Source organism: Nocardia terpenica (assembly GCF_013186535.1).
GTDB lineage: Bacteria > Actinomycetota > Actinomycetes > Mycobacteriales > Mycobacteriaceae > Nocardia > Nocardia terpenica.
Genome location: NZ_JABMCZ010000001.1, coordinates 2,232,515 through 2,254,783, shown reverse-complemented (window position 1 = coordinate 2,254,783; position 22,269 = coordinate 2,232,515). Strand labels below are relative to the sequence as shown.

At 68.8% G+C, this 22,269-nt stretch carries 11 protein-coding genes and 1 pseudogene; 6 read left to right on the top strand and 6 right to left on the bottom strand.

From position 1 onward, the window contains the following. Entirely contained in the window at window positions 1–11,640 is an 11,640-nt protein-coding gene (locus HPY32_RS10430; protein ID WP_067590735.1) for a non-ribosomal peptide synthetase, read from the top strand. A 4-nt stretch (window positions 11,641–11,644) separates the two neighbouring features. On the opposite strand, the gene HPY32_RS10425 is transcribed toward HPY32_RS10430, so the two are convergent. After that, a complete protein-coding gene (locus tag HPY32_RS10425; protein WP_067590738.1) occupies window positions 11,645–12,190 on the bottom strand; it encodes a CGNR zinc finger domain-containing protein in 546 nt (181 codons plus the stop codon). 77 nt (window positions 12,191–12,267) lie between these two features. Here HPY32_RS10425 and HPY32_RS10420 point away from each other — a divergent pair, with 77 nt between their 5' ends. Then, a complete protein-coding gene (locus tag HPY32_RS10420) occupies window positions 12,268–13,098 on the top strand; it encodes an alpha/beta fold hydrolase (protein ID WP_067590741.1) in 831 nt (276 codons plus the stop codon). Window positions 13,099–13,110: 12 nt separating this feature from the next. On the opposite strand, the gene HPY32_RS10415 is transcribed toward HPY32_RS10420, so the two are convergent. Beyond that, window positions 13,111–13,587: a ribose-5-phosphate isomerase gene (locus HPY32_RS10415; RefSeq protein WP_067590743.1), complete on the bottom strand. Its 477-nt coding sequence runs from the start codon at window positions 13,585–13,587 to the stop codon at window positions 13,111–13,113. Window positions 13,588–13,725: 138 nt separating this feature from the next. Here HPY32_RS10415 and HPY32_RS10410 point away from each other — a divergent pair, with 138 nt between their 5' ends. The 3 genes from HPY32_RS10410 to HPY32_RS10400 are packed head-to-tail and all read left to right on the top strand — an operon-like array spanning window position 13,726 to window position 17,017. Then, entirely contained in the window at window positions 13,726–15,435 is a 1,710-nt protein-coding gene (locus tag HPY32_RS10410) for a dihydroxyacetone kinase family protein (protein ID WP_067590745.1), read from the top strand. A gap of 38 nt (window positions 15,436–15,473) precedes the next feature. Next, window positions 15,474–16,229, top strand: a complete 756-nt coding sequence (locus HPY32_RS10405) for a triose-phosphate isomerase family protein (RefSeq protein ID WP_231951734.1) — start codon at window positions 15,474–15,476, stop codon at window positions 16,227–16,229. Then, complete coding sequence (locus tag HPY32_RS10400; RefSeq protein WP_067590751.1) at window positions 16,226–17,017, top strand: DeoR/GlpR family DNA-binding transcription regulator; 792 nt, start codon at window positions 16,226–16,228, stop codon at window positions 17,015–17,017. Before HPY32_RS10405 ends, HPY32_RS10400 begins: the two co-directional genes overlap by 4 nt. A 291-nt stretch (window positions 17,018–17,308) precedes the next feature. Here the strand turns inward: HPY32_RS10400 and HPY32_RS10395 are convergent, their stop codons facing one another. Beyond that, on the bottom strand, window positions 17,309–18,499 hold the full coding sequence (locus HPY32_RS10395; RefSeq protein WP_082871564.1) for a serine hydrolase domain-containing protein: 1,191 nt from the start codon (window positions 18,497–18,499) through the stop codon (window positions 17,309–17,311). Window positions 18,500–19,202: 703 nt separating this feature from the next. On the opposite strand from HPY32_RS10395, the gene HPY32_RS10390 reads away from it, so the two are divergent. Further along, window positions 19,203–19,802, top strand: coding sequence for a cation efflux transmembrane domain-containing protein (locus HPY32_RS10390; protein WP_082871886.1), 600 nt, complete (start codon window positions 19,203–19,205; stop codon window positions 19,800–19,802). A gap of 36 nt (window positions 19,803–19,838) precedes the next feature. Here HPY32_RS10390 and HPY32_RS46800 read toward each other — a convergent pair. The 3 genes and pseudogenes from HPY32_RS46800 to HPY32_RS10375 all read right to left on the bottom strand — a co-directional run. After that, window positions 19,839–20,210: pseudogene (locus HPY32_RS46800) on the bottom strand (transposase); the annotation flags it as partial. 375 nt (window positions 20,211–20,585) lie between these two features. Next, window positions 20,586–21,743, bottom strand: a complete 1,158-nt coding sequence (locus HPY32_RS10380; RefSeq protein ID WP_156674573.1) for a glycosyltransferase family 87 protein — start codon at window positions 21,741–21,743, stop codon at window positions 20,586–20,588. Window positions 21,744–21,803: 60 nt separating this feature from the next. Next, window positions 21,804–22,250 carry a TIGR03667 family PPOX class F420-dependent oxidoreductase gene (locus tag HPY32_RS10375; RefSeq protein WP_067596023.1) on the bottom strand — a complete coding sequence of 149 codons (447 nt, stop codon included), beginning with the start codon at window positions 22,248–22,250 and terminating at the stop codon, window positions 21,804–21,806. Between the last annotated feature and the right edge of the window lie 19 nt (window positions 22,251–22,269).

Sequence of the window (22,269 nt, the reverse complement as noted above, 5' to 3'; positions counted from 1 at the left end):
ATGCGGCATCGATCGATTCCGTCCGCGCAATTCTGCTCGGCAATACTCGGCGGTACATTTTCGCTGTCTTCGGCCCAACGGGGCATCTGGTTCGCTCAGCAGCTAGCTGGAGATTTACCAGTATCCATCGCTCAATATATAGAACTTGCTGGGAAGATCGATATCGATCTGCTGGCGGCCTCGGCGCGCCAAGCCGGGCGCGAGTTCGGTACAGGCTACCTGCGCCTGGTCGAGCACGAAGATCAATTACTTCAGGTAGTCGACACCAGCCTGTACGATGGTTACGCATTGCTGGATTTTCGCGATAATACGAATCCCGAGTTAGCCGCGCGAGACTGGATGCGCGCGGAATACTGTACACCACTCGATTTACTGGGCGACCGTCTAGTTTCAGCCGCATTATTGAGAATTTCGGATGACCGATGGTTCTGGTATTCCCGCTTCCATCACATCGTGCTGGACGGTATGGGCGCACTGGCCATGGCCCAGCGCACGGCCCGACTGTACGATGCCGCATTTCGCGGTATCCCGGCGCCACCGTCGGTGGCCGGTGAACTGCCGCGCATCGTCGACGACGATGTGGCATACCGAGATTCCGACCGATACCGGGCCGACCGGGACTATTGGCGCGAACACCTGGCCGGGATGGCCGATCCCGTGAGCCTGGCCGGGCGCTCCGCCGCCGCGGACGCCCATCCGATCCTGTCCGGTGGCGAATTGCCCTGCCAGACAGCGAAACTGCTCGATGCGGTCGCGGCGGCGCAGTCGACAAGTGTGGCGCCGATCGTCGTCGCCGCGTTCGCCGCCTACCTGGGAACCATGACCGGCGCCGCGGAAGTGGTACTGAGCCTGCCGGTTTCGGCGCGCACCACGGCCGCGCTGCGCCGCTCGGGCGGGATGGTCGCCAATGTGGTGCCGCTGCGGTTGCGATTGCGGCCCGACGCCAGCGTGCGCGAGATCGTCCGGCTGGCGCAGACCGAACTGACCGGAGCCCTGCGCCGCCAACGCTATCGGCGCGAGGACATCGTGCGTGACCTCGGATGGCCGATGGACCGGGTCGCCTCGTTCGGTCCGTCGGTGAATCTCATGCTGGCCGACACCCGGATCGGCCTCGGGCCGGTGACGGGCCGGTTGCATGTGCTCACCTCCGGGCCGATCGATGATCTGTTCGTCAATCTCTATCCGGGGGTGGGCGGCGAGAGCACGCACATCGACTTCCAGGCCAACCCCGCGCTGTACCGCTCCGACGAGCTGGCGGCGCATCGGTCGCGCTTCCTGAACTTCCTGCATCGCTTCCTGTCCGCCGACGACACCGCGCCGCTGGTGACGCTCGACGCGCTGTCCGACGCCGAGCGCGCGGTCCTGCTGCCCGCACGCGGCGCCGCGGCCGAGCCTTGCCGGACCTTCGCCGAAATCCTCGCCGCCGGAGCGGATTTCGATCGCGACGCGACGGCGCTCATCGGCGGCGACGTCGCGCTGACCTACCGTGCGGTGGACGAGTACTCGAATCGCCTGGCGCGCATGCTGATCGCCGACGGGGCGGGCCCCGAGCGGACGGTGGCGATCGCGATTCCGCGCTCGGTCGAGTCGGTGCTGGCGGTGTGGGCCGTCGCCAAGACCGGGGCCGCGTTCGTGCCGATCGATCCGGATTACCCGGCCGATCGGATCGAGCACATGATCGCCGACAGCGGGGTGGCCGCGGGTCTCACGGTGGTCTCGGCGCGAGATCGGTTGCCGGACACGGTGTGCTGGTCGGTCGTCGACGATCCCGACACCGCGGCGCAAATCGCCGCGCGGTCGTGCGTCCCGATCGGCGATGCCGAGCGGCTCGGATGCCCGGCCGTCGATCAGATCGCCTACGTCATCTACACCTCCGGTTCCACCGGGCGGCCGAAGGGCGTCCAGGTCCCGCACCGGGGGCTGACCAGTGTGGTCGCGAGTTGCCGTGCCGCGCTGGGTGTTTCGTCCGGCTCCGTGGTCGCCCATGTGATACCGCCGAGTTTCGACGTGTCGATCGAGGAACTGCTGGTCACCTTCGCGACCGGTGCGACGCTCGTGGTGATTCCGCCGTCGGCGTACGGCGGGGAGGACATGGCGCGAATCCTCCGCGCCCACCGCGTCACCCATCTCGATACGACGCCCGCGGTTGCCGCCACGCTCGACCCGGGGCAGCTACCGGATCTGCGTGCCGTCGAGGTCGGTGGTGATGTGTGCCCGCGAGAACTCGTGGCGGCGTGGTCCGGTCGCAGGCTCGTCAATGCCTACGGCCCCACCGAGACGACCATCACCTCCACGTTCAGCGATCCGCTGCGCGCCGATCGGCCCATTGCGATCGGGAGCCTCGTGCGCGGTGCGACCGCGACCGTGCTCGATCCGTGGCTGCGGCCGGTTCCCCTCGGGACGATCGGTGAGCTCTATATCGGCGGCGCGGGGGTGGCTCGCGGTTATCACGACCGCCGCGGGGTGACGGCCTGCCGATTCGTCGCCGACCCGCACGAGCCGGGCGCTCGCCGGTATCGGACCGGCGATCTCGTGCGCTGGTCCCTGGGTGAGAAGGGCACGCCGGTCCTGGAGTATGTGGGCCGCACCGACTTTCAGGTCAAGGTCCGGGGTTTCCGGATCGAGCTCGGCGAGATCGATGCGGCGCTGCGACGGCACGGCGAGCTCGCCGCGGCCGTCACCCTCGGGACCAGGACGGACGCGGGCGGCGATGTCCTGGTGTCCTACGTGGTCGCCGCGCCGGGCGCACAGGTGCGGCCGGAGGCGCTGAAAGCCGCTGTCGGCGCGGACCTTCCGGCGTACATGGTTCCGGCCGTGATCACCGTCGTCGAGGAGATCCCGCGCACCCCGTCCGGGAAGGTCGACCGAACGGCATTGCCCGCCACGGATTTCGATGCACGGGTGACCGCCGGGCGAGCGCCGTCGACACCGCGCGAGGCCACGGTGGCCGCGTTGTTCGCGGAGGTGCTGGGTCTCGATGCGGTCGGCGTGGACGACAGCTTCTTCGCGCTCGGCGGCGACAGCATCGTGGCCATCCGGCTGCTGTCGCGCGCCCGGGCCGCGGGCCTGTCGCTTTCCGCCCGGGATGTGTTCGAGCACAAGACCATTGCCGGGCTGGCCGCGGTGGCGGTCGAGGTCGACGATCGTGCCTTGGCGGAGTTGCCGGGCGGCGGGGTCGGACCGGTCGACCCGACCCCGGCCATGGTGGCGATGGTCGACCCGGACGAGTATTGGCTCCGACTCGGCCAGGCGGTGCTGATCGGGCTGCCCGCCGGGATCGACCGGGCCCGGCTGGCGGCCGCCGTGCGCGCGGTGACCGACCAGCACGACATGCTGCGCGTGTGCCTGCACCGGCAGCACGCGGGCTGGGCGGCGACGGTGCGCCCGCGCGGTTCGGTGGATGCGGACGCCTCGATCACGGTCGCGGCGGCCGGGCCGGACCCGGACACGGTGCGTGAACGCGAATTGCGGCGTGCGGCAGACCTTTTGGACCCGGTCGCGGGTGCGGTGGCACGGTTCGTGCTCATCGAACCGGCCCACGGCCCGTCCCTGCTGTGGGTGGTCGCGCACCGCCTGGTCGTGGACGCGGCGTCGTGGCACATCCTGCTGTCGGATCTGGTCGCCGCGTGCGCGAATGTTCCGCTGCCGCCGACGGGTACGTCGTTCCGTCGCCGGGCACGCGCGCTGGATCGACAGGCGGCCGCGCACGCACCCGAATTGCCTTTCTGGCAGCGACTTCTGACGTCCGGTGATCCGAGAATCGGTGTCGCGGACATGGATCCGGACGTGGATATCGCCGCGACGACGGCGCGGCTGCACACGACGTTCGACCCCGGCACGACCGACGCCCTGCTGACCACCATCCCCACCCGATTCCATTGCGGGCCACAGGATGTCCTGCTGACCGGGCTGGCCATGGCCGTGCATTCCTGGCGAATACGCCGGGGCGACGGGCGGACCGCCACCATGCTCACGCTCGAGGGCGACGGGCGAGACACCGCCACGGTGCCGGGCGCGGAGGTGACGCGGACCGTGGGATGGTTCGGCTTCGACTATCCCGTCGTGATCGATCTGGCGGGTATCGATGTCGACGATGCCTTCGCCGCGGGCGTCTCCGCCGGTGTGGCCCTCAAGGCGGTGAAGGAACAGCTGCGGGCCGTGCCGGACGAGGGAATCGGCTTCGGCATGCTGCGGTCCCGCGGTCTGCTCGAGGACACCCGAGCACCCCAGATCGCCTTCCGCTATCTCGGCCGCACCGTCACCGACGGGCCGGTCGACCGTCGAGGATTCGTCGCCATTGCCGACGACCGTATGCCGCTGTCGGCGGCCGTCGATCTCACCGCCGAGGTCGAGGACACCGCCGACGGCCCACGGCTCGCCGTGGCCTGGACCTATGCCACGCTGATCATCGGCCGGGTGGATGTCGACGAGATCGCCGAGCTGTGGCATCGGGCCGTGGCCGCGATGGCCGCCCATGCGCGGACGGCGGGCGCGGGCGGCCATACGCCCTCCGATTTCGAGCTCGCGGCGGTCGATCAGGCGCAGATCGACCGCTGGGCTGCCGACTATCCGAATCTCGTTGATGTGTGGCCGTTGTCGCCCTTGCAGGCGGGCATGTTCTTCCATTCCCGCTACGACACCGAGGCGGCCGACGACTATCTGGTGCAATCACGGTTCACCCTGACCGGACCGGTCGACGCCGACCGGCTGCGCAATGCCGCACAGGCGCTGGTGACCCGGCACGAGATTCTGCGAGCCGGGTTCGTGGAGACGGCCGAGGGTCCGCGGCAGGTGGTCCTGGCCGATGCCGAGGTCGAATTCCGTGCGCTCGATCTGACCACGCTCGGCGACCCGCACGAGCGTCGTCGCGCGCTCGATCGGACCGTATCGCTCGACGGCACAACACGATTCGATCTGACTCGACCGCCCCTGCTGCGATTCATCCTGGCCCGCACGGGCATCGACACCTACACGCTCGTGCTGACCAACCATCACATCGTGCTCGACGGCTGGTCGGGTCCGCTGCTGCTGGGCGAACTGGCGGCGCTGTACCGGAGTTCGGGCGAGGCGTCCGTGCTGCCGACCGCGAACTCGTATCGACGGTTTCTGTCCTGGTTGGGCGAGCAGGATGCCGAGGCATCGAAACAGGCGTGGCAGCAGTCTCTTTCCGACCTCGGCTCGCCGACACTGGTCGTCTCCGCACTCCCGAGTTGCCCGCCCACGGAAAGCGAGACCGTCTCGGCGGAGCTGCCGACCGCGACCGTCGCCGCACTGGAGAGCACTGCGCGTGCGACGGGGACGACCGTGAACACTCTCGTCCAGGTGGCATGGGCGATGGTGCTCGCATTGCTCACCGGGCACACGGATGTCGTCTTCGGGGCCGCCGTGTCGGTCCGGCCGCCGCACTTGCCCGGTGCCGAGAACATGATCGGTCCGCTGATCAATACGGTGCCGGTGCGGGTACGACTGGATCCGCGTGAGCGGGTGTCGGATCTGCTGCGCCGGATCCACTCCGAACAGGCCGCCGTGGCCGATCACCACCAGGTCGGGCTCGCCGAGATCCAGCGGTGGGTGGACAAACCCGAATTGTTCGACACCATCGTGGCTTTCGAGTCGTACCCGATCGATTCGGCTGCGCTCGCGGGCGCCCTCGATGCCACCGGGATTCGGCTCGTCGATGCCGTCACCGTCGATTCGCCGCCCTATCCGCTGACCCTCATGGTCGTTCCGACGCCGGAGGGATTGCGGGTGACCGTGAAGATCGGGGCGGTCCTGCGGGCGCAACCGGCCGTGCGGCGGCTGTGTGCTCGCGTCATACGGTTGCTCACCCAGATCACCGGCGACCCGTCGAATCCTCTTGCCGCCGTGCAGTACTGCGACGACGTGGAACGCACGGCCCTGGTTCCGATGCGCGGCCCGGTCTCCGTACGGCCGCGCCTGCTACCGGAGATCCTGAGCGCGGGTGCCGCGACCGATCCCGATGCGATCGCCGTCGGATTCGGTGACAGCGCACTGACCTATCGCGAACTCGACACGAGCACAAACCAACTCGCCCGTGTCCTGATCGACCGCGGTGCCGGACCGGATGTGTTCGTCGCGCTCGCGCTGCGGCGATCGCCGGAATGGGTCCGGGCGGTGTGGGCGGTCGCCAAGGCGGGCGCGGCATTCGTGCCGTTGGATCCGAGCTATCCCGCCGAGCGCATCGCCCATATGCTCACCGATTCGAAGGCACGCCTCGGCATCACCCTGACGGCCACCGAGCCGACACTACCGGGCACGCTCGACTGGCTGCGGTGGGACGACCCCGACCTTGCCCGCGACATCCGTTCCCGCTCCGCAGAACCGGTCACCGATGCGGATCGGCGGATACCGCTGCGGATGACGCACGCGGCCTATCTGATCTACACCTCCGGATCCACCGGCATCCCGAAGGGGGTCGTGGTCGGCCATGGCGGTCTCGCCGATCTCGTTGCGGCAGAGCGCCACTCGTTCGATATCGACGCGACGGCCAGGGTTCTCCAGGTAGCCTCACCGAGCTTCGACGCCTCGGTATTCGAACTGCTGATGGCCCACGCCTGGGGCGCATGCCTGGTGATCGCGCCCCCCGACGTGTTCGGCGGGCAGGCGCTGACGCAGCTCCTGCACACCGAGCGGGTAACCCATTGCACGGTAACCCCTTCGGTGCTGGCAACCATGGATCCGGCCGAGCCGGTGGAGCTGCGGTCGCTCGCCGTCGCGGGCGAGGCCGCCCGGCCGGAGTCGGTGCGACGCTGGTCCGGTGTGCCCGTGGACAACCTGTACGGCCCAACGGAGTTCAGCATCTGGGCGACCACGGCCCGCCTGATCGCGGGCGAGCCGGTCACCATCGGCGGCCCGATTCGCGGCGCGTGGGTCGCGGTGCTCGATCCGTGGTTGCGGCCGGTGCCCGTCGGCGTCCCGGGCGAACTGTATCTCGCGGGCCCGGCACTGGCGCGCGGATACCTCGATCGGTTCGCCCTGACGGCAAGCCGTTTCGTGGCCGCCCCGTACGGCGCTCCCGGGGAGCGCATGTACCGCACCGGTGACGTGGTGCGCTGGATCGTCTCGCCGTCCGGTGGCCATGCGCTGGAGTATCTGGGCCGCAACGACGCCCAGGTGCAGATCCGCGGGCAGCGCATCGAACTCGACGAGATCGACGCCGTGCTCGCGCGCGATGATCAGGTGCGGTATGTGGTCACCGTCGATCGTGTCGGGCCGACCGGGGGCACCGTCCTGGTGTCGTATGTGCTGCCGGAGGCCGGGATCGAGCTGGATACCGAACGGCTGCGGGCACGCGCGGCGGCGGCGCTGCCCGCGCCCATGGTTCCGGGGACTATCGTTGTGCTGGACCGGATTCCGCTCGCACCGGGCGGCAAACTGAACCGACATGCCTTGCCGCTACCGGACTTCGCGGGCAACGGCCGCGGATACCGCGCGCCACGCACCGCCGAAGAGCATGCGGTGGCAGGGATATTCGCCGACGTCCTGGGTCGGCAGCGGGTCGATGTCGACGAATCGTTCTTCGAACTCGGGGGCGACTCGCTCATTGCCACGCGGGTCGTCGCGCGGATCGATCTGGAACTCGGCGCGACGATCACGCTGCGCGACCTGTTCGACGCCCCGACGGTCGCCAAGCTCTCCGCACGCTTGACCCCGGCCGACGGCATGCGTGGCATACCGCTCCCGGCACGCCGGGACCGGCCCGACCGAATCCCGCTTTCGCCCGCGCAGCAACGGATGTGGGCATTGAACCGGCTCGACCCGGCGTCGGCGGCCTACAATATCGCGGTCGCGCTGCGGCTCACCGGCGACCTCGAGGTGGGCGCGCTGCGGCGGGCCGTCGCCGCGGTGATCGAGCGGCACGAAAGCCTCCGCACGGTGTTCCCATCCGACGCGGACGGACCGCATCAGGTGGTGCTGGCCGCGGATACCGCGACGCCCGAGCTGGATATCGTCGACGTGGCCGACGGCGACCCGCTGCACGAGCGGATCCACGAACTGGCCTGGTCCGGCTTCGATCTCACCGACGAGCCGCCGCTACGGGTCGGGCTGTACCGGATCGCCGGACGAGATCCGGCCGACCATGTCGTCGTCCTCGTCGTGCACCACATCAGCGCCGACGGCGCGTCGACGGCTCCGCTGGCCGCCGATCTCGTGGCGGCCTATCTCGACGGCCCGGCGGGCCTGTCCCGGCGTCCGCACGCGGTCCAGTACGCCGAGTACACGCTGTGGCAGCGCGAGCTGCTGGGTGACGAGCGGGATCCGAAGTCGGTGGCGGCCCGGCAGATCGGGTTCTGGACGCGGCGGCTCACCGCCCTCCCGGACGTGATGCCGCTGCCCCTCGATCGGCCCCGCCCCGCCGTCCCGTCGCTGCGCAGCAGCGACCTGGACTTCCGGATCGATGCCGAATTGCATGCCGCGCTGACGCGATTCGCGCGCTCGGAGCACGCCAGCATGTTCATGCTCACGCACGCCGCGCTGGCAATCCTGTTCTCCCGGTTGGGCGCGGGCGACGACGTGGTGATCGGCACCCCCATGGCCGGTCGCGGCGCCGCCGCGCTGGAGGACACGGTCGGCATGTTCGTCAACACCCTCGCCCTGCGCACGCCCGTCGACGCGAACGCCTCGCTGCGCGAGTTCCTGTCCCGGGTACGGGAGGTGGACCTGGATGCCTTCACCCATGCCGACCTGCCGTTCGAACGGGTCGTCCAGGCGGTGAACCCGACCAGATCGGCCGCGTACCACCCGATCTTCCAGGTCCTGCTGGTGGTGCAGAACTTCACCGAGCCGACGCTGGAGTTTCCCGGGCTGCGGGTGCGGGTGGAGGACCTGAACCGCGCGTTGTCACCCTACGACCTCACTCTCGAACTGCGCGAACGTTTCTCACGCACCGGGGAACCGGCGGGTATCGACGCTCGGCTGACCTACGCCACCGACCTGTTCGATCCGCGAACCGCGGCATCGCTCGCGACACGGTGGCGGCGCGTGCTGGCGGCCTTCGCCGCCGATGCGGCCATTGCCGTCGGCGATGCCGAGATCCTGGATGCCGCCGAACGGGCGACGCTGGTGGCGGCGCGGCCCGGCGGGGTGGAATCGGTTGCGCTGCCCGAGATTCTGACGGCGACGGCCGCGACCTGGCCGGAGCGCGCCGCGGTGGTCTGCGCCGACACCGTGCTGAGCTATCGCGAGCTCGATATCGAATCGAATCGGCTGGCCCGCATACTGATCCGTCGGGGTATCGGTACCGAGACCGTTGTCGCGCTGGCGCTGTCGCGGTCCGCGCGGCTGGTGATCGGGCTGTGGGCGGTCGCGAAGACCGGGGCCGCATTCCTGCCGATCGACCCGACCCAACCGGCCCAACGAATCCGGCACGCGCTCACCGATTCCGGGGCGGCGATCGGGCTCACGGTCGGCGCGCACCGGGCGGCGCTGCCGGACGCCGTCGCGTGGCTCACCCTCGATGATCCCGAATTCGCTGTGCACGACAGCGGTTCGTTGCTCACCACCGCCGAGCTGGTGCGGCCCATCCGGCCGGACAACCCGGCATGGGTGATCTACACCTCCGGATCGACCGGCTTGCCGAAGGGTGTCTCGGTCACCCACCGCGGCATCGCCGATCTGATTGCCGCACTGCGCGAGTCGCTCGAACTGGACGAAAACGCACGCGCACTCCAGGTGGCGTCGCCCGCCTTCGACGCCTCGCTGTTCGAGGCACTGTCGGCCTTCGGATCCGGCGGCACCCTGGTCGTGTCCCCACCGGAGGTGTTCGGGGGCGCCGAACTCGACGAGCTGATAGCGGCGGAGCAGGTCACCCACGTGTCGGTCACGCCGACCACGCTGGCGACCCTGGACCCCGCCGCGGCGGCGAGCGTGCAGACGCTCGTCGTCGGGGGCGAGCCGGTCGGCGGCGAACTGGTGGAGCGGTGGGCGTCGGGCCGGACGATGCGAAACGTGTACGGCCCCACCGAGTTCACGGTGTGGGCAACGGCATCGGCCCCGCTGGCGGCCGATGCGCCGATCACCATCGGCACACCCCTGCGCGGAACCTCCGCCCTGGTGCTGGATGCCCGGCTGCGCCCGGTGCCGGACGGCGTCGGCGGCGAACTGTATCTGGCCGGTCCCGCGCTCGCTCGCGGATATCACCACCGCCCCGGCCTGAGCGCGTCACGATTCGTCGCCAATCCGTATGGCGCGCCGGGGGATCGGATGTACCGCACCGGAGATCTGGTGCGCTGGAAGGAAATGCCCCGCGCGACGCGGGAGTTGTCCTACCTCGGCCGCACCGACTTCCAGATGAAGATCCACGGGGTGCGCATCGAGCCGGGCGAGATCGATGCCGCGCTCGAACGCATCGACGGCGTCGCCCGCGCCGTCACCGTCGGCATCGACGGCCCCGCGGGCTCCCCGGTGCTCGTGGCCTACGTCGTCGGCGAACCCGGTGCCGAGCTCGATGCCGCGCGTCTCACGGTGGCCGCGGCGAAAACATTGCCCACGTACATGGTTCCCGCGGCGTTCGTCGTCCTGGACGCGATCCCGCGCACCGCCGTCGGCAAGCTCGACCGAAATGCCCTGCCCAGACCGGTCTTCGGAGCCGACGCCACGGCGTATCGAGCGCCGCGAACGCCGACCGAGCAGCGCCTGGCGGCCCTCTTCGCCGACGTTCTCGGGCTCAAGCGGGTGGGTGTCGACGATTCGTTCTTCACCATCGGCGGCGACAGCATCGCGGCCATCGCGGTGATCTCGCGGGCGAAGGCGCAGGGCATGACCATCGCTCCGCTGCACCTGTTCGAGCATCGCACGGTGGCCGGGCTGGCCGCCGCGATCGGCGAGAGCGCGCACTCCCCCACCACGCTGCCGCTGGATGTGCTGCTGCCGATCCGCACGGACGGCGATCGGCCGCCCCTGTTCTGCATCCACCCCGCCTCCGGAACATCCTGGTGCTATTGGGGATTGGCGGACACGCTGCGACCGGGCCGCCCGATCTACGGGCTCCAGGCGCCCGACCTGGCCGGGATCGAGCCGCCACCGCGCTCGATCGACGACTACGCCGCCCGCTACGCCCGCGAGATCCGCACCGTGCAGCCCACCGGGCCGTACCACCTGCTCGGCTGGTCGCTCGGCGGCATCATCGCCCACGCGACCGCCGCCCGCCTGCGGGCCGCCGGAGACACGGTCGACCTGCTGGCCCTGCTGGACGCACCCGGCCGCGACACCGGACTCGATGCGGCCGAAACCCTCACCGCGGGCGAATTCGTGCACAGTTTCGGCGCCCTGTTCGGCATGGGCGACATCCCCGCCGACGCCTCGGCCCAGGAGGCGGCCGACCTGATCTGCGCCCGAATCGGCGCACCGATCATCGACCGGGCCACCATCGAGCGCATCACCGACTCCTACAACTCCTCGGTCCTGGCCGGAACGGGATACCACCGCCCGACCTTCGACGGCGACATGCTCTACTTCAGCGCCACCATCGACGCCTCCGACCTCGTCGGCCCGGACAGCTGGCGCCCCTACGTCTGCGGCACCATCACCAGCTACGACATCGAGGCAACCCACCAGGAACTGACCGCCCCCGCCGTCCTGCCCCGCATCGCCCGAGCCTTGGACGATCATCTGCGGTAGGGCACTAATTTTGTTGACGCGCACGGTAGTTGGCGACATTGATGCGGTTGCCGCACAGATCGGGCATGCAGTAGCGACGTCGGCCCGCACGGCTGGTATCGACGAACAAACCGGCACAGTCCGGGGCCGCACAGTGACGGAACCGCTTGTGCCCCAGGGTGTGTAGGGCACCGAGCAGGCCGATGCCGATGCGGACCGCGAGTTCGTCGGCCAGGTCACTATTCCGCGCCGTGACGACATGCCACTGCCAGTGCCCCTCCGAATCGCGATGCAACACCGGCCCCCTCGCGCCCCGCATCATCAATGCGGAGGCGCGAGCGACCGTTTCGTCCTCGTCGGCCGCCTCCAGCACCGCGCGAACATCATCGCGCAGCGAATGCGTTCGGGTGACATCGGATTCGAGCGGAGCGGCAGACACCTCCACGCCGTGCTCGTCGAGAAACCGCCGCAGCGCAGCCGGATCGGCCAACACCTCGCCGATGCTCGTCCGCACGAGCGGAGCCGTGTTCACCAGGTCGGTCGCCAGCGCCGCACCCGGGACGTAATCCATAAAGTCTATGTACACACCTTACCTCTCTGCTAGGGTAACCGTTATCAGCCAACAATAGACCTTACGGAGGGATTGGGATGCAGACATCGACTCGGCCGTGGCGGCTGTCGCAGCGGGTGCGGGTGTCCGGCGGGGAGGCCGCCGTCGATGTGTTCGGCGACGGGCCGCCAGTCGTGCTCGGCCACGGCACTCCGGCCTCGTCGTATCTGTGGCGCACTGTGATTCCCGTGCTCGCGGCGCGCTACCGGGTCCATGTCTGGGACATGCTCGGATACGGGGACTCGCGCCTGGATTCCGGTGTGGAACCGACCATCGCCTGGCAGGCAAGAACATTGGCCGAACTCGTCCGGCACTGGAACCTGAAGAACCCCCGATTGGTCGGCCACGATATCGGCGCGGGAGTCGTGATGCGGGCACACCTGATCGACGGGGTTCCCGCCACCCGGATCGCACTGCTCGACGGGGCGGTGATCGGCCCGTGGAACACCCCCTTCACCGCGCACCTGGCTCGCCACGGCGACGCCTATCGCACCATGCCGCCGCACGTCTTCGCCGACATCATCGCCCCGCGCATGCGCACCGCCACCCACCTGCCCATGTCCGACGAGGTGGCCGACGCCTACCTGCGTCCGTGGTCGGGCATCGCCGGTCAGCACCGCTGGGTCCGGCAGGCCGAAGTGGTCGACTGGCGCGATACCGACACCGCGGTCGCCCGCCTGGGCGAGGTGGCCGTACCGACACTGGTGCTGTGGGGCGAGCAGGATGCCTGGATGCCGCTCACCATGGCCGACCGGCTCACCGACGCCATCCCCGGGGCCCGCCAGCAGCGAATCCCCGACGCCGGTCACTTCCTGCCCGAGGACAAGCCCGCCGAAACAGCCACTGCCCTACTGGATTTCCTCGACTGATCGCACGCGCCCTCACCCGACCGTGTAACCGCCACGGTCGAGCGCGTCGATCGCCGCCACCTTCGCCGCCGAATGCGACGCGGGGTCGAAACGGTAGCCCAGCCACTCGTGCGCGAGGCGACGCGCGAGTTCGAGCCCGATCACACGCTGACCGAAGCACAGCACCTGCGCGTTGTTGCTCAATACCGAGCGTTCGACGGAGAAGCTGTCGTGTGCGGTGACCGCACGCACGCCGGGCACCTTGTTCGCGCTGATCGCCATGCCGAGCCCGGTGCCGCACACCAGCAGCGCACGGTCGGCGCGCCCGGCGGCGATCAGGTGCGCGGCGGCCTCGGCCGTGTGCGGATACGCGGTGGCCGGGTCGATCTCGTCGGTCAGGTCGACCACCGACGCCACCCGGGGGTCGCCGCGCAGGTCGGCGGCCAGCGTGTCCTTGTACAGGATCCCGGCATCGTCGCAGCCGACGACGACACGCCACTTATCGGTCATCTCTCCCTCTCCCGTCCACCGACGCTGTTTCATCTATCGTGGAGTTCGTTATAAACAACGTCAAGTAGGTTACTTCCCACATTGAACGTGTTAACTTGTGAGCCGAGGCACAACACGGAGAGCGGTAGGGATAGGCACATGACACGGATCTACGGCGGACCGGCAGCATTCGCCCGCGAGGCGCTGGCCGGGTTCTGCGACCTGCATGCCGAGTTCGTCCACCCGGTCGACGGCGGCGTGATCCGATCGACGCGCACACCCGAGGGCAAGGTGGCACTGGTGGTCGGCGGCGGGTCGGGCCACTACCCGGCGTTCGCCGGTTATGTCGGCCCGGGTCTCGCCGACGGCGCCGCGGTCGGCGAGGTGTTCACCTCGCCGTCCACCGCCAGGATCGTCGAGGTGGCGCGGCGCGCGCAGCACGGCGGCGGCGTGCTGCTCGCCTTCGGCAACTACGCGGGCGATGTGCTCAACTTCGGCGCGGCCGCGCGTCAGCTCGCCACGGAAGGCATTGCCGCCCAGATCCTTCCGGTCACCGACGATATCGCCAGCGCCTCCGCCGACGAGCGGGCCGCCCGCCGCGGCATCGCGGGCAATGTGGTCGTCTACAAGATCGCCGGTGCGGCCGCGGAGGCCGGATACGACCTCGATGATGCCGTGCGGGTGGCGCGCCTGGCGAACGACCGCACCCGATCGCTCGGTGTCGCCTTCGCCGGGGTCACCCTGCCCGGCAAGTCCGAACCCCTGTTCACCGTCGAGCCCGCGTCCCTGGACGTCGGCCTGGGTATTCACGGCGAGCCCGGTATCTCGACCCGGGCGATGACCGACGCCGACGGCCTGGCCCGCCTGCTGGTGGACCGGGTGCTGGCCGAGGCCCCGGCCGGTGCCGGCACTCGAATCACCGCGCTGCTCAACGGACTCGGCGCCACCAAGTACGAGGAACTGTTCCTGCTGTGGGGCCGGGTGGCGCGACTGCTGGCCGAGGCGGGTCTCGAACCGGTCGCACCCATTGCCGGAGAGTTCGTGACAAGCCTCGACATGGCGGGCTGCTCGCTGACCGTGAGCTGGCTCGACGACGAGTTGGAGCGACTGTGGCTGGCCCCGGCCGATTCACCGGCGCTGCATCGCGGCACGGTCTCCCCCGCCGACCGCGTGACCGCCGCGCCGCGCGCCACCCGCACCGACACGATCGCCGTGCCCGCCGCGTCCGAATGCTCCGCGGCCGCCGCCGACCGGATCGCCGAGGTGCTGTCGTACCTGGCTCACACGCTCGCCGAGGCCGAGGCCGAGCTGGCCGAGATCGACACATTCGCCGGTGACGGCGACCACGGCGAGGGCATGGTCCGGGGTTCGCGCGCCGCCGTCGAGGCCGCCCGCGCGGCCGTCGATCGCGGTGCCGGGGCGTCGACGACACTGCTGGCCGCCGCCGATGCGTGGGCCGCGCAGGCCGGTGGCACCTCCGGAGCGCTGTGGGGTATCGGATTACGCACCGCCGCTTACGAATTCAGCGATGACACCGCGGTGTCGATGCCGCAGGCGGTGCGGGCCGCTCGGGCCGCGCTGAACGCCGTGGTCGACGCCGGTGGGGCCGTGGTCGGCGACAAGACCCTCGTCGATGCGCTCGAACCGCTCGTGCGCAGCCTCGAAACCGATACCGCCGACCGGGACGGCGCACGGCGCTGGGCGGATGCGGCCGCCGCGGCCACCGCGGCCGCCCGGGACACGGCCCGGCTCACGCCCCGGCTCGGCCGCGCCCGCCCCCTCGCCGCGCGCAGCATCGGGCATCCCGACGCGGGCGCCGTCTCCCTCGCGCTGTGTGCCACCGCGGTCGGAAAAGCGCTGGCGCAGTGACGATGTCACCCACATTGCCCGTGCGTCCGCTCGTCGGTGTGAGCCTGAAGATGTATTTCGGGATCGCACAGACCCGGCGCTGGCTGCGAGACCTGCGGACGATCGCCGACGAGCTGCGGGCCGCCGACGCGATCGACCTGTTCGTGCTCCCGTCGACACCTGCCGTGGCCGATGCCCGGAATATATTGCGCGGCAGTGGGATCGAGTACGGTGCCCAGAATGTGTCCGACCACGACCGCGGTCCCTACACCGGGGAGACCTCGCCCGCCGATCTGCGTGAACTCGGTTGCGCCTTCACCATGGTCGGGCATGCTGAACGGCGGCGTCTGTTCGGCGAGGACGACGCGGTCACGGCCGCCAAGGCCGCCGCGCTGGTGCGTCATGCGATCACGCCGGTCGTGTGCATCGGCGAGCGCGGTCGCGACGGTATCAATGCCGCGGTATCGGCCTGTCTGCGGCAGATCGTGCCCGTCATCGACGCCGTGCCCGACCATGCCGATCTCGTCTTCGCCTACGAACCCGTCTGGGCCATCGGTGCACCCGAACCCGCTGCGGCCGAATATATTACAGCTGTGGCAGCAGGGATTCGCCACGCTCTGCCCGAGCGTGGCGGCGCCGTCCGAATCCTCTACGGCGGCAGCGCAGGGCCGGGGCTGTATCCGGCTCTCGCGTCCGCGGTCGACGGCCCGCTGTTCGGGCGCTTCGTCCACGACACCGGCGCGCTGCGCTCCGCGCTCACCGAGATCGTCACCGGGCGTAGGGTAATTCAGTCGAAGAAAGGAATCGACCGATGACGAGTGCGCGCCGCACGGACACGCCGAACCAACGGCAGCGCCACGACGCCATTACCGAGCTCGTGCTGCATGCCGGGTCGGTGCGCATCGAGGAGATCGCCGAGCGTTTCGGCGTCAGCACCATGACCGTGCACCGCGACCTGGACAGCCTTGCCTCCCAAGGCATTCTGCGGAAATCGCGCGGGACGGTCACGGCGGTGGCGAGCAGCCTCATCGAGGCCAGCATCGAATACCGCGCGCGGCAGCAGCGCGCGGAGAAGTCCGCGCTGGCGCACGCCGCGCTGCGGCTGATCGAGCCCGGCCAGTCCGTCATTCTCGACGATTCCACCACCGGACTCGCACTCGCCGAACTTCTTCCACAGCATCGCCCGCTCACGGTGATCACCAATTCGCAGCGCGTTCTCAACACCCTCGCCGACCGGGACGGCGTCGCGCTCATCTCCACCGGAGGCCAGCACTACCAATGGTGTGACGCCTACATGGGCGCGGTGACCACCGAGGTCCTCGCGAACCTGCGCGCGGACGTGTTCTTCATGTCGACCCCCGCGATCACCGACGGCATCTGCTTCCATCAGCACCACGAAACGGTTCTGGTGAAGCGCGCCATGTTCGCCGCCGCGAAGCGCCGCGTCCTCTACGCCGACCACACCAAATTCGAGCACCGCGCGCTGCACGCCATGACACCGCTGTCGGACTTCGACACCGTCATCGTCGACGCGGCAACCCATCGGGATCACATCGCCGCCATCCGAGACGGCGGCATCGATCTCGTCATCGCGGAGAAGTAGCTCTCAGCGAACGGCAATGGTGACCGTTGTCGTCTTGATCCGTGCACGGCCCTGGTCGAGATGTCAACGGTGACAATGCGTGTCAAATGATGGTCTGTAGACCTGAGACGGTCGAACGTCCGCACATGCCGATTTCCGTGTGTCACTGCGGTTCGGCGGGCGGCGCAGCAGAATCCCGGTGCGCTGGCAGGGTTGTGGGCTGTGTGCAGTCGTGGTGTGTGCGTTGGTGGTGCTGGGGCCACGCCGAACTCGGTAAGCTCGGCGTGGCCAGATTCGCATGTTATCCGACGGTCAGCTCGCGGTCTGCCCGCCGCAGAACACCTCGTTGAGCTTCTGCTGCGCTTTCCCCTGCGCTTGCACCGGCGCGTGCTGTTGGTCAGCGTCCACGTAGGTCAGCGAGGCCTCCATGGTCTTACCGCCGTCGGGCGTGCTGCGCACCAGCGTCCCATAACCCTGGACGCCGCCATCGGAGGAGAAGACGGTACCGCAGCCGATGTCTCGCACCTCGAGCCCGAGACCGTAACTCATCTTCGGGTCGGGCGTCGGGTGCGCCTTGGTCATCTCGGCCAGCAGCGGGGCCAGCAGGAGTTTCCCGCCCACGAGCGCGGAAAAGAACGTGTGGAGATCCTCGGTGGTCGAGATCATGTCACCGCCGGCGGAGACCCAGGACGGGTTCTGGCGGGTGACATCGACCGTCTTCCACTGCCCGCCGTCTTCGTACTTGTAGTAGCCGTGCGCGTGCGGCTCGGCGATCTCCGCAGAGGTGCCCGGCGCCACAGTTTGCCGCAGTCCGAGCGGCCCCAGGATCCGCCGCTGTAGCTGCTCGGCGAACGAACTGCCGGTGACCTTCTCGATCATCAACTTGGCCAGCACGTAGTTGGTGTTGGAATAGCTCCAGTCCGTGCCCGGCTCGAACTTCAGCGGCTTGGACAAACTCATCCGCGCCAGCTCCTCCGGCGGGTAGGTGTGGAATCGGTTGTCCACCCACGGTTTGCCCTGCCAGGGAATCCCCTGCTCGTACCTCCCGTCGGGGAAGTACTCACCGGTGTGGTCGCGCACCCCGCTGGTGTGCTGCAACAACATCCGCACCGTGATCCGCCGGTCCAGCCCGAAATCGGGAAGGTAGTCGGCTGCCGGGGCGTCCAGCCCGATCTTGCCCTCACCCACCAGTTGCAGCACCACGGTCGAGTAGAAGGTCTTGGTGGCGCTGCCGATCCGGAAGTGCCCGTCCGTTGCCGGTTTCTCGGCCTCGCCCAGCTTGCGCACTCCAGCGCTGCCGACCCATTCGCCGCGCTGATCGTGCACGCGCAGCTGCACTCCGGTGATACCGGCATCCACGATCTCCTGGAGGGCCTTCTGAAGTTCCGGGCGATCCTGACCAGCGGGGGCATTCGGCGCCGCCGCGCTGTCCCCGACGGCGACCCCGGTCAGCAGCATGATCGCCAGCGCCGTGACCGCCGTCCGCCGCAAGACCCGCGGCATCCGGCCGCTGTTGCTTCTGGTAGCCCTGGTTGTTTCGCGTTTCGATGTACTGATCACCGCAGCGACAATCGCCTGTCGCTCTGACACCGGACAGATACCGAGCTGATACGCCGCTGACACGGCCACCTCGAGCCGAAATAGCAAGGTTCGTAGCGTGGCTGAGCCGTTCCAGCACCCAGCCACGCTGACTTCAGTCGGCGCTGGTGCGCGCATATGCCGCTGCGCGCGCATTGGTCAACTGTTCAGATAGGTTGGCCAACAGGGACTTTCAACGTCCGGTATTGCCGATGAGCGTGCGTTCCTGTTCATTCGGGGCACATCGGAGCTGAATATCCGGTCTTGCCAGCAGGCCGCGCCCCCGGCTTCGTCACTGGTGGACGTCGACGCAGGTCCGACCGACTTCATCCACTCGGCTTTCAGTCGGCTTACATCGGACACGTCAGGGTGATCGACCGATCAGTTCCCCAAAGCCATTCGCAACAGAAACCATCCGAGGATTGGTTCGCAACGGGAGCAACCTCACGACCGAGACCGACCAAGCCGCTCGGCGGCCACTGTCAAGTTCCCACCGAACGCACGGTATGCCGCATATCGAGCGTTTGGGCACTCGATCCGAGGTGGTCCGGATCGGTTTGCCGACACGGCATCCGGACCGCTCGGCCGAACGCCCGATTGTGCCGAGTGGCTGTGTGAGACTGCCGTGGTGACCGAGAGAGATGCCCTCACCCGTGCCGACCTGCTGCGCCGGGGCTTCGCGCTCGAATACGCCACCCTCGCGTGGAACGTGCTCGGCATCGTGATCCTCGCGGTCGCTGCGATTTCGGCGAGATCGGTCGCGTTGGCGGGGTTCGGGCTGGACTCGTTGATCGAGATCGGTGCCTCGACCGTGGTGATCTGGGAACTCTCCGGCACCGGGGAAACACGGCAACGACTCGCGCTGCGGCTGATCGGTGCCGGGTTCGCCGCGCTGGCGGTCTATCTGCTGACCCAGTCGACCGTCGTGCTGGCCACCGCATTTCATCCCGCGCATTCCCCGCTGGGCATCGGGTGGACCGCGGTAACAGCGGCGGTGATGTTCGCACTGTCGGTGGGCAAAGCCCGTACCGGTGCGGCACTCGACAACCCGGTGCTGACCACCGAAGGACGCGTGACCCTGATAGACGGCCTGCTCGCCGCCGCCGTGTTGATCGGCCTGCTACTCAACAGCCTGCTCGGCTGGTGGTGGGCCGACCCGGTAGCCGGATACGTGCTCGTGTTCTACGCGCTGCGAGAGGTGAAAGAGATCTTCTCCGGAGATCACTGATCACTGCGGCGCACCCGAAACATCCTCAATTGCCGCCTATCGCGTGCGTCTTGCAGTTTGCTGATGGTTGTCCGGTTGGGTCTGCGGATGGGCTAGATCGGTCATGATGGCTCGGTAGGCTTGGCGGGCGATGGAGCGCTCGAGGCAGCGGATGATTTCGCGTTTGGACAAGCCGTCGGTGGTGCGTCTGGCGACGTAGGCGCGGGTCGCCGGGTCGTGGCGCATGCGGACGACCGCGATCATAGGCAGGGCGGCGTTGGCGTCACGGTCGCCGAAGGGATTCAACCGGTGACGGCGGGTTTTGCCGCTGCTGGCCGGGATCGGGTTCGCGGCGCACAGAGCGGCGAACGCGGATTCCGAGCGCAGCCGGTCGGGGTTGCCGCCCGCGGTGACCAACAGCTGGCCCGCGCGGTCGGTGGACACGCCGAACAACGCCATCGTCGCGGATGCGACCGCTTCCAGCAATGCGGTCGATTGCTTTGTCACGGCGTCGATCTCGTCGGTGAGTGCGGGGATGCGGCGGCCGATGTTGCGCAGCGCGAGTTTCGTGGCCTGAGCGGGATGATCGGGACGGTTGACCTCTACCACCGAAACCGAACGTGATCGCAGATAGCGGGTGAGTCCGGCGCCATAGCAACCCGTGCCTTCCACCCCGACGTGTGTCACGGTCCCGAACGACTCCAGCCATCGCAGCAGAGCGTGGTAACCGCCTGTGTCGGCGTGAGTATCCACTCCGCCGAGGACCGCGTTTCCGTCGCTCGCGCGACCCAACCATCTTCACTGTCAGGCTGACTGCCACCTGAACACTTTCTCTCCCCGCCATAGGCGGATGACGGACCACACCGTGGCGTACAGCAGGAGGCCGTTGCGTAGTGCCAGGACTATTACGCCCGGCCAACTTCCGGTGGCGACGCGGTCGTAGACGAAGGGGAATTCGACTTGGGTCAGAAGGGCTGTTGTCAGGATCAGCCCTAGGATTGGGCGTTGGGTGGTGTGGGGGTTCAGGGCGCAGACCGCGGCTACCGCCACGGCCCATACCACGTACTGGGGGCTGAGGACTCTGCTGGTTGTCAGGGCCAGTAGGACGGCGGCGAGGGCCAAATCGGCTGCGGGAGGGCGCATTCGCCACCAGGCGAGCAAGAGGATCACACCGCCGAGGAGGGTGGCCGCCAGGCAGCCGCGGGCCACGGTGAATACGCCCGGGCCTATCAGTTCCTCGGCTCCGTAGCGGTGGGCGATGTTCCAGCCGCCGTGCGTCAGCCGGGCTACCAATAGTGGTGTGGCGGCCGTGGATTCGATTTGCAGCCCGCGCTCGGATTGGAAGCGGAGGAAGGACCATGCGCCGGGGCCCCATGCCGTCAGCGCCGCGGTCGCGGCCGCTCCGACGACGGCCGCCGCCAGGCTCACCCGGCGCAGCGCGGGACGGCGCAAACCCAGCAGGATCACGATCGGCCAGAGCTTCAGCAGCACGCCCGCCGCCGCGGCCGCACCGGCCGCCATCGGGCGACGCGCCGTCCACAGCAGGGCCAGTACGGCGGTCGCCGCCACGATGGCGTCGAATCGGCCGTAGCAGACCCGGCCCAGCAGCGCCACACCCACCGTCCATATCCACGGCCCGGTGCGGGCCGCCACGCCGCCGTCGCGGCGTGCGGCCCGGATCAGCAGGCTCGCAACGGTCGCGTCCGCGGCGGCGACCAGGGCGAAGAAGAACCAGCTGTAGGCGTGTCCGCCACCGAGCAGCCAGGGCACCACCAGCAAAGCGCCTGCGGCGGGCGGATATTGCCACTGTTCGTCGTGCAGCGGGAACGAGTGCTGATGCACCATCAGGTCGGCCCAGCCCCGATACAGCGTCAGGTCCGCGGCCGAAGCATCCCACATGCTGTGCGGCAGTGCCGTCACCCCGGTGAACACCACCATCAGCACCCGAGTTACCGCCCACACCAACCACAACCTCGACACCGACGACAGCCCACGCACAGGGGCGCAGCCTAGGCCATCGCCCTAATGGCCTCGTGTCCGCGTGATCTCGATCCGCAGCGGCACCGGGAATCTCTCGCTGAACTTCGCCACGCTGCCGAACACCCGGGCCGCATCGTCACCACATTTGGCGAGGTACGCCGGATTCTCGTGCGCCTGAGGGATATCGTCGGCGCGGCGCGCGGTGCCGGTGAAGACCACGATGTCGCCCCCGGTGCCATCGGGGACGAACCGCGCGTCGAAATGCAGGGCGACGCGGGGCCGCTCGGCGATGTGGTCGAGTCGGCGCGCCCCGAGCGCGCTGTAGACCAGGATCGAATGGTCGTCCTGGAAGACGAACCCGACCGGGTTCGGTTGCGGGGTCCCGTCCTTGCCGACCGTGGTGAGCCAGATGAGCTGTTCCTCGCGTAACCGACGCCAAACCCGTTCGCCGAACGACGTATTGGGGTCGGGGAGCGCACTGTCTGCCATGCTCCCCGACACTAGTTGC

Excerpts from the sequence above, each read along its gene's own strand:
- HPY32_RS10430 (WP_067590735.1), top strand. The coding sequence starts at position 1 with ATGCGGCATCGATCGATTCCGTCCGCGCAATTCTGCTCGGCAATACTC.
- HPY32_RS10425 (WP_067590738.1), bottom strand. The coding sequence starts at position 12,190 with ATGGATTACGTCCCGGGTGCGGCGCTGGCGACCGACCTGGTGAACACG.
- HPY32_RS10420 (WP_067590741.1), top strand. The coding sequence starts at position 12,268 with ATGCAGACATCGACTCGGCCGTGGCGGCTGTCGCAGCGGGTGCGGGTG.
- HPY32_RS10415 (WP_067590743.1), bottom strand. The coding sequence starts at position 13,587 with ATGACCGATAAGTGGCGTGTCGTCGTCGGCTGCGACGATGCCGGGATC.
- HPY32_RS10410 (WP_067590745.1), top strand. The coding sequence starts at position 13,726 with ATGACACGGATCTACGGCGGACCGGCAGCATTCGCCCGCGAGGCGCTG.
- HPY32_RS10400 (WP_067590751.1), top strand. The coding sequence starts at position 16,226 with ATGACGAGTGCGCGCCGCACGGACACGCCGAACCAACGGCAGCGCCAC.
- HPY32_RS10395 (WP_082871564.1), bottom strand. The coding sequence starts at position 18,499 with ATGCCGCGGGTCTTGCGGCGGACGGCGGTCACGGCGCTGGCGATCATG.
- HPY32_RS10375 (WP_067596023.1), bottom strand. The coding sequence starts at position 22,250 with ATGGCAGACAGTGCGCTCCCCGACCCCAATACGTCGTTCGGCGAACGG.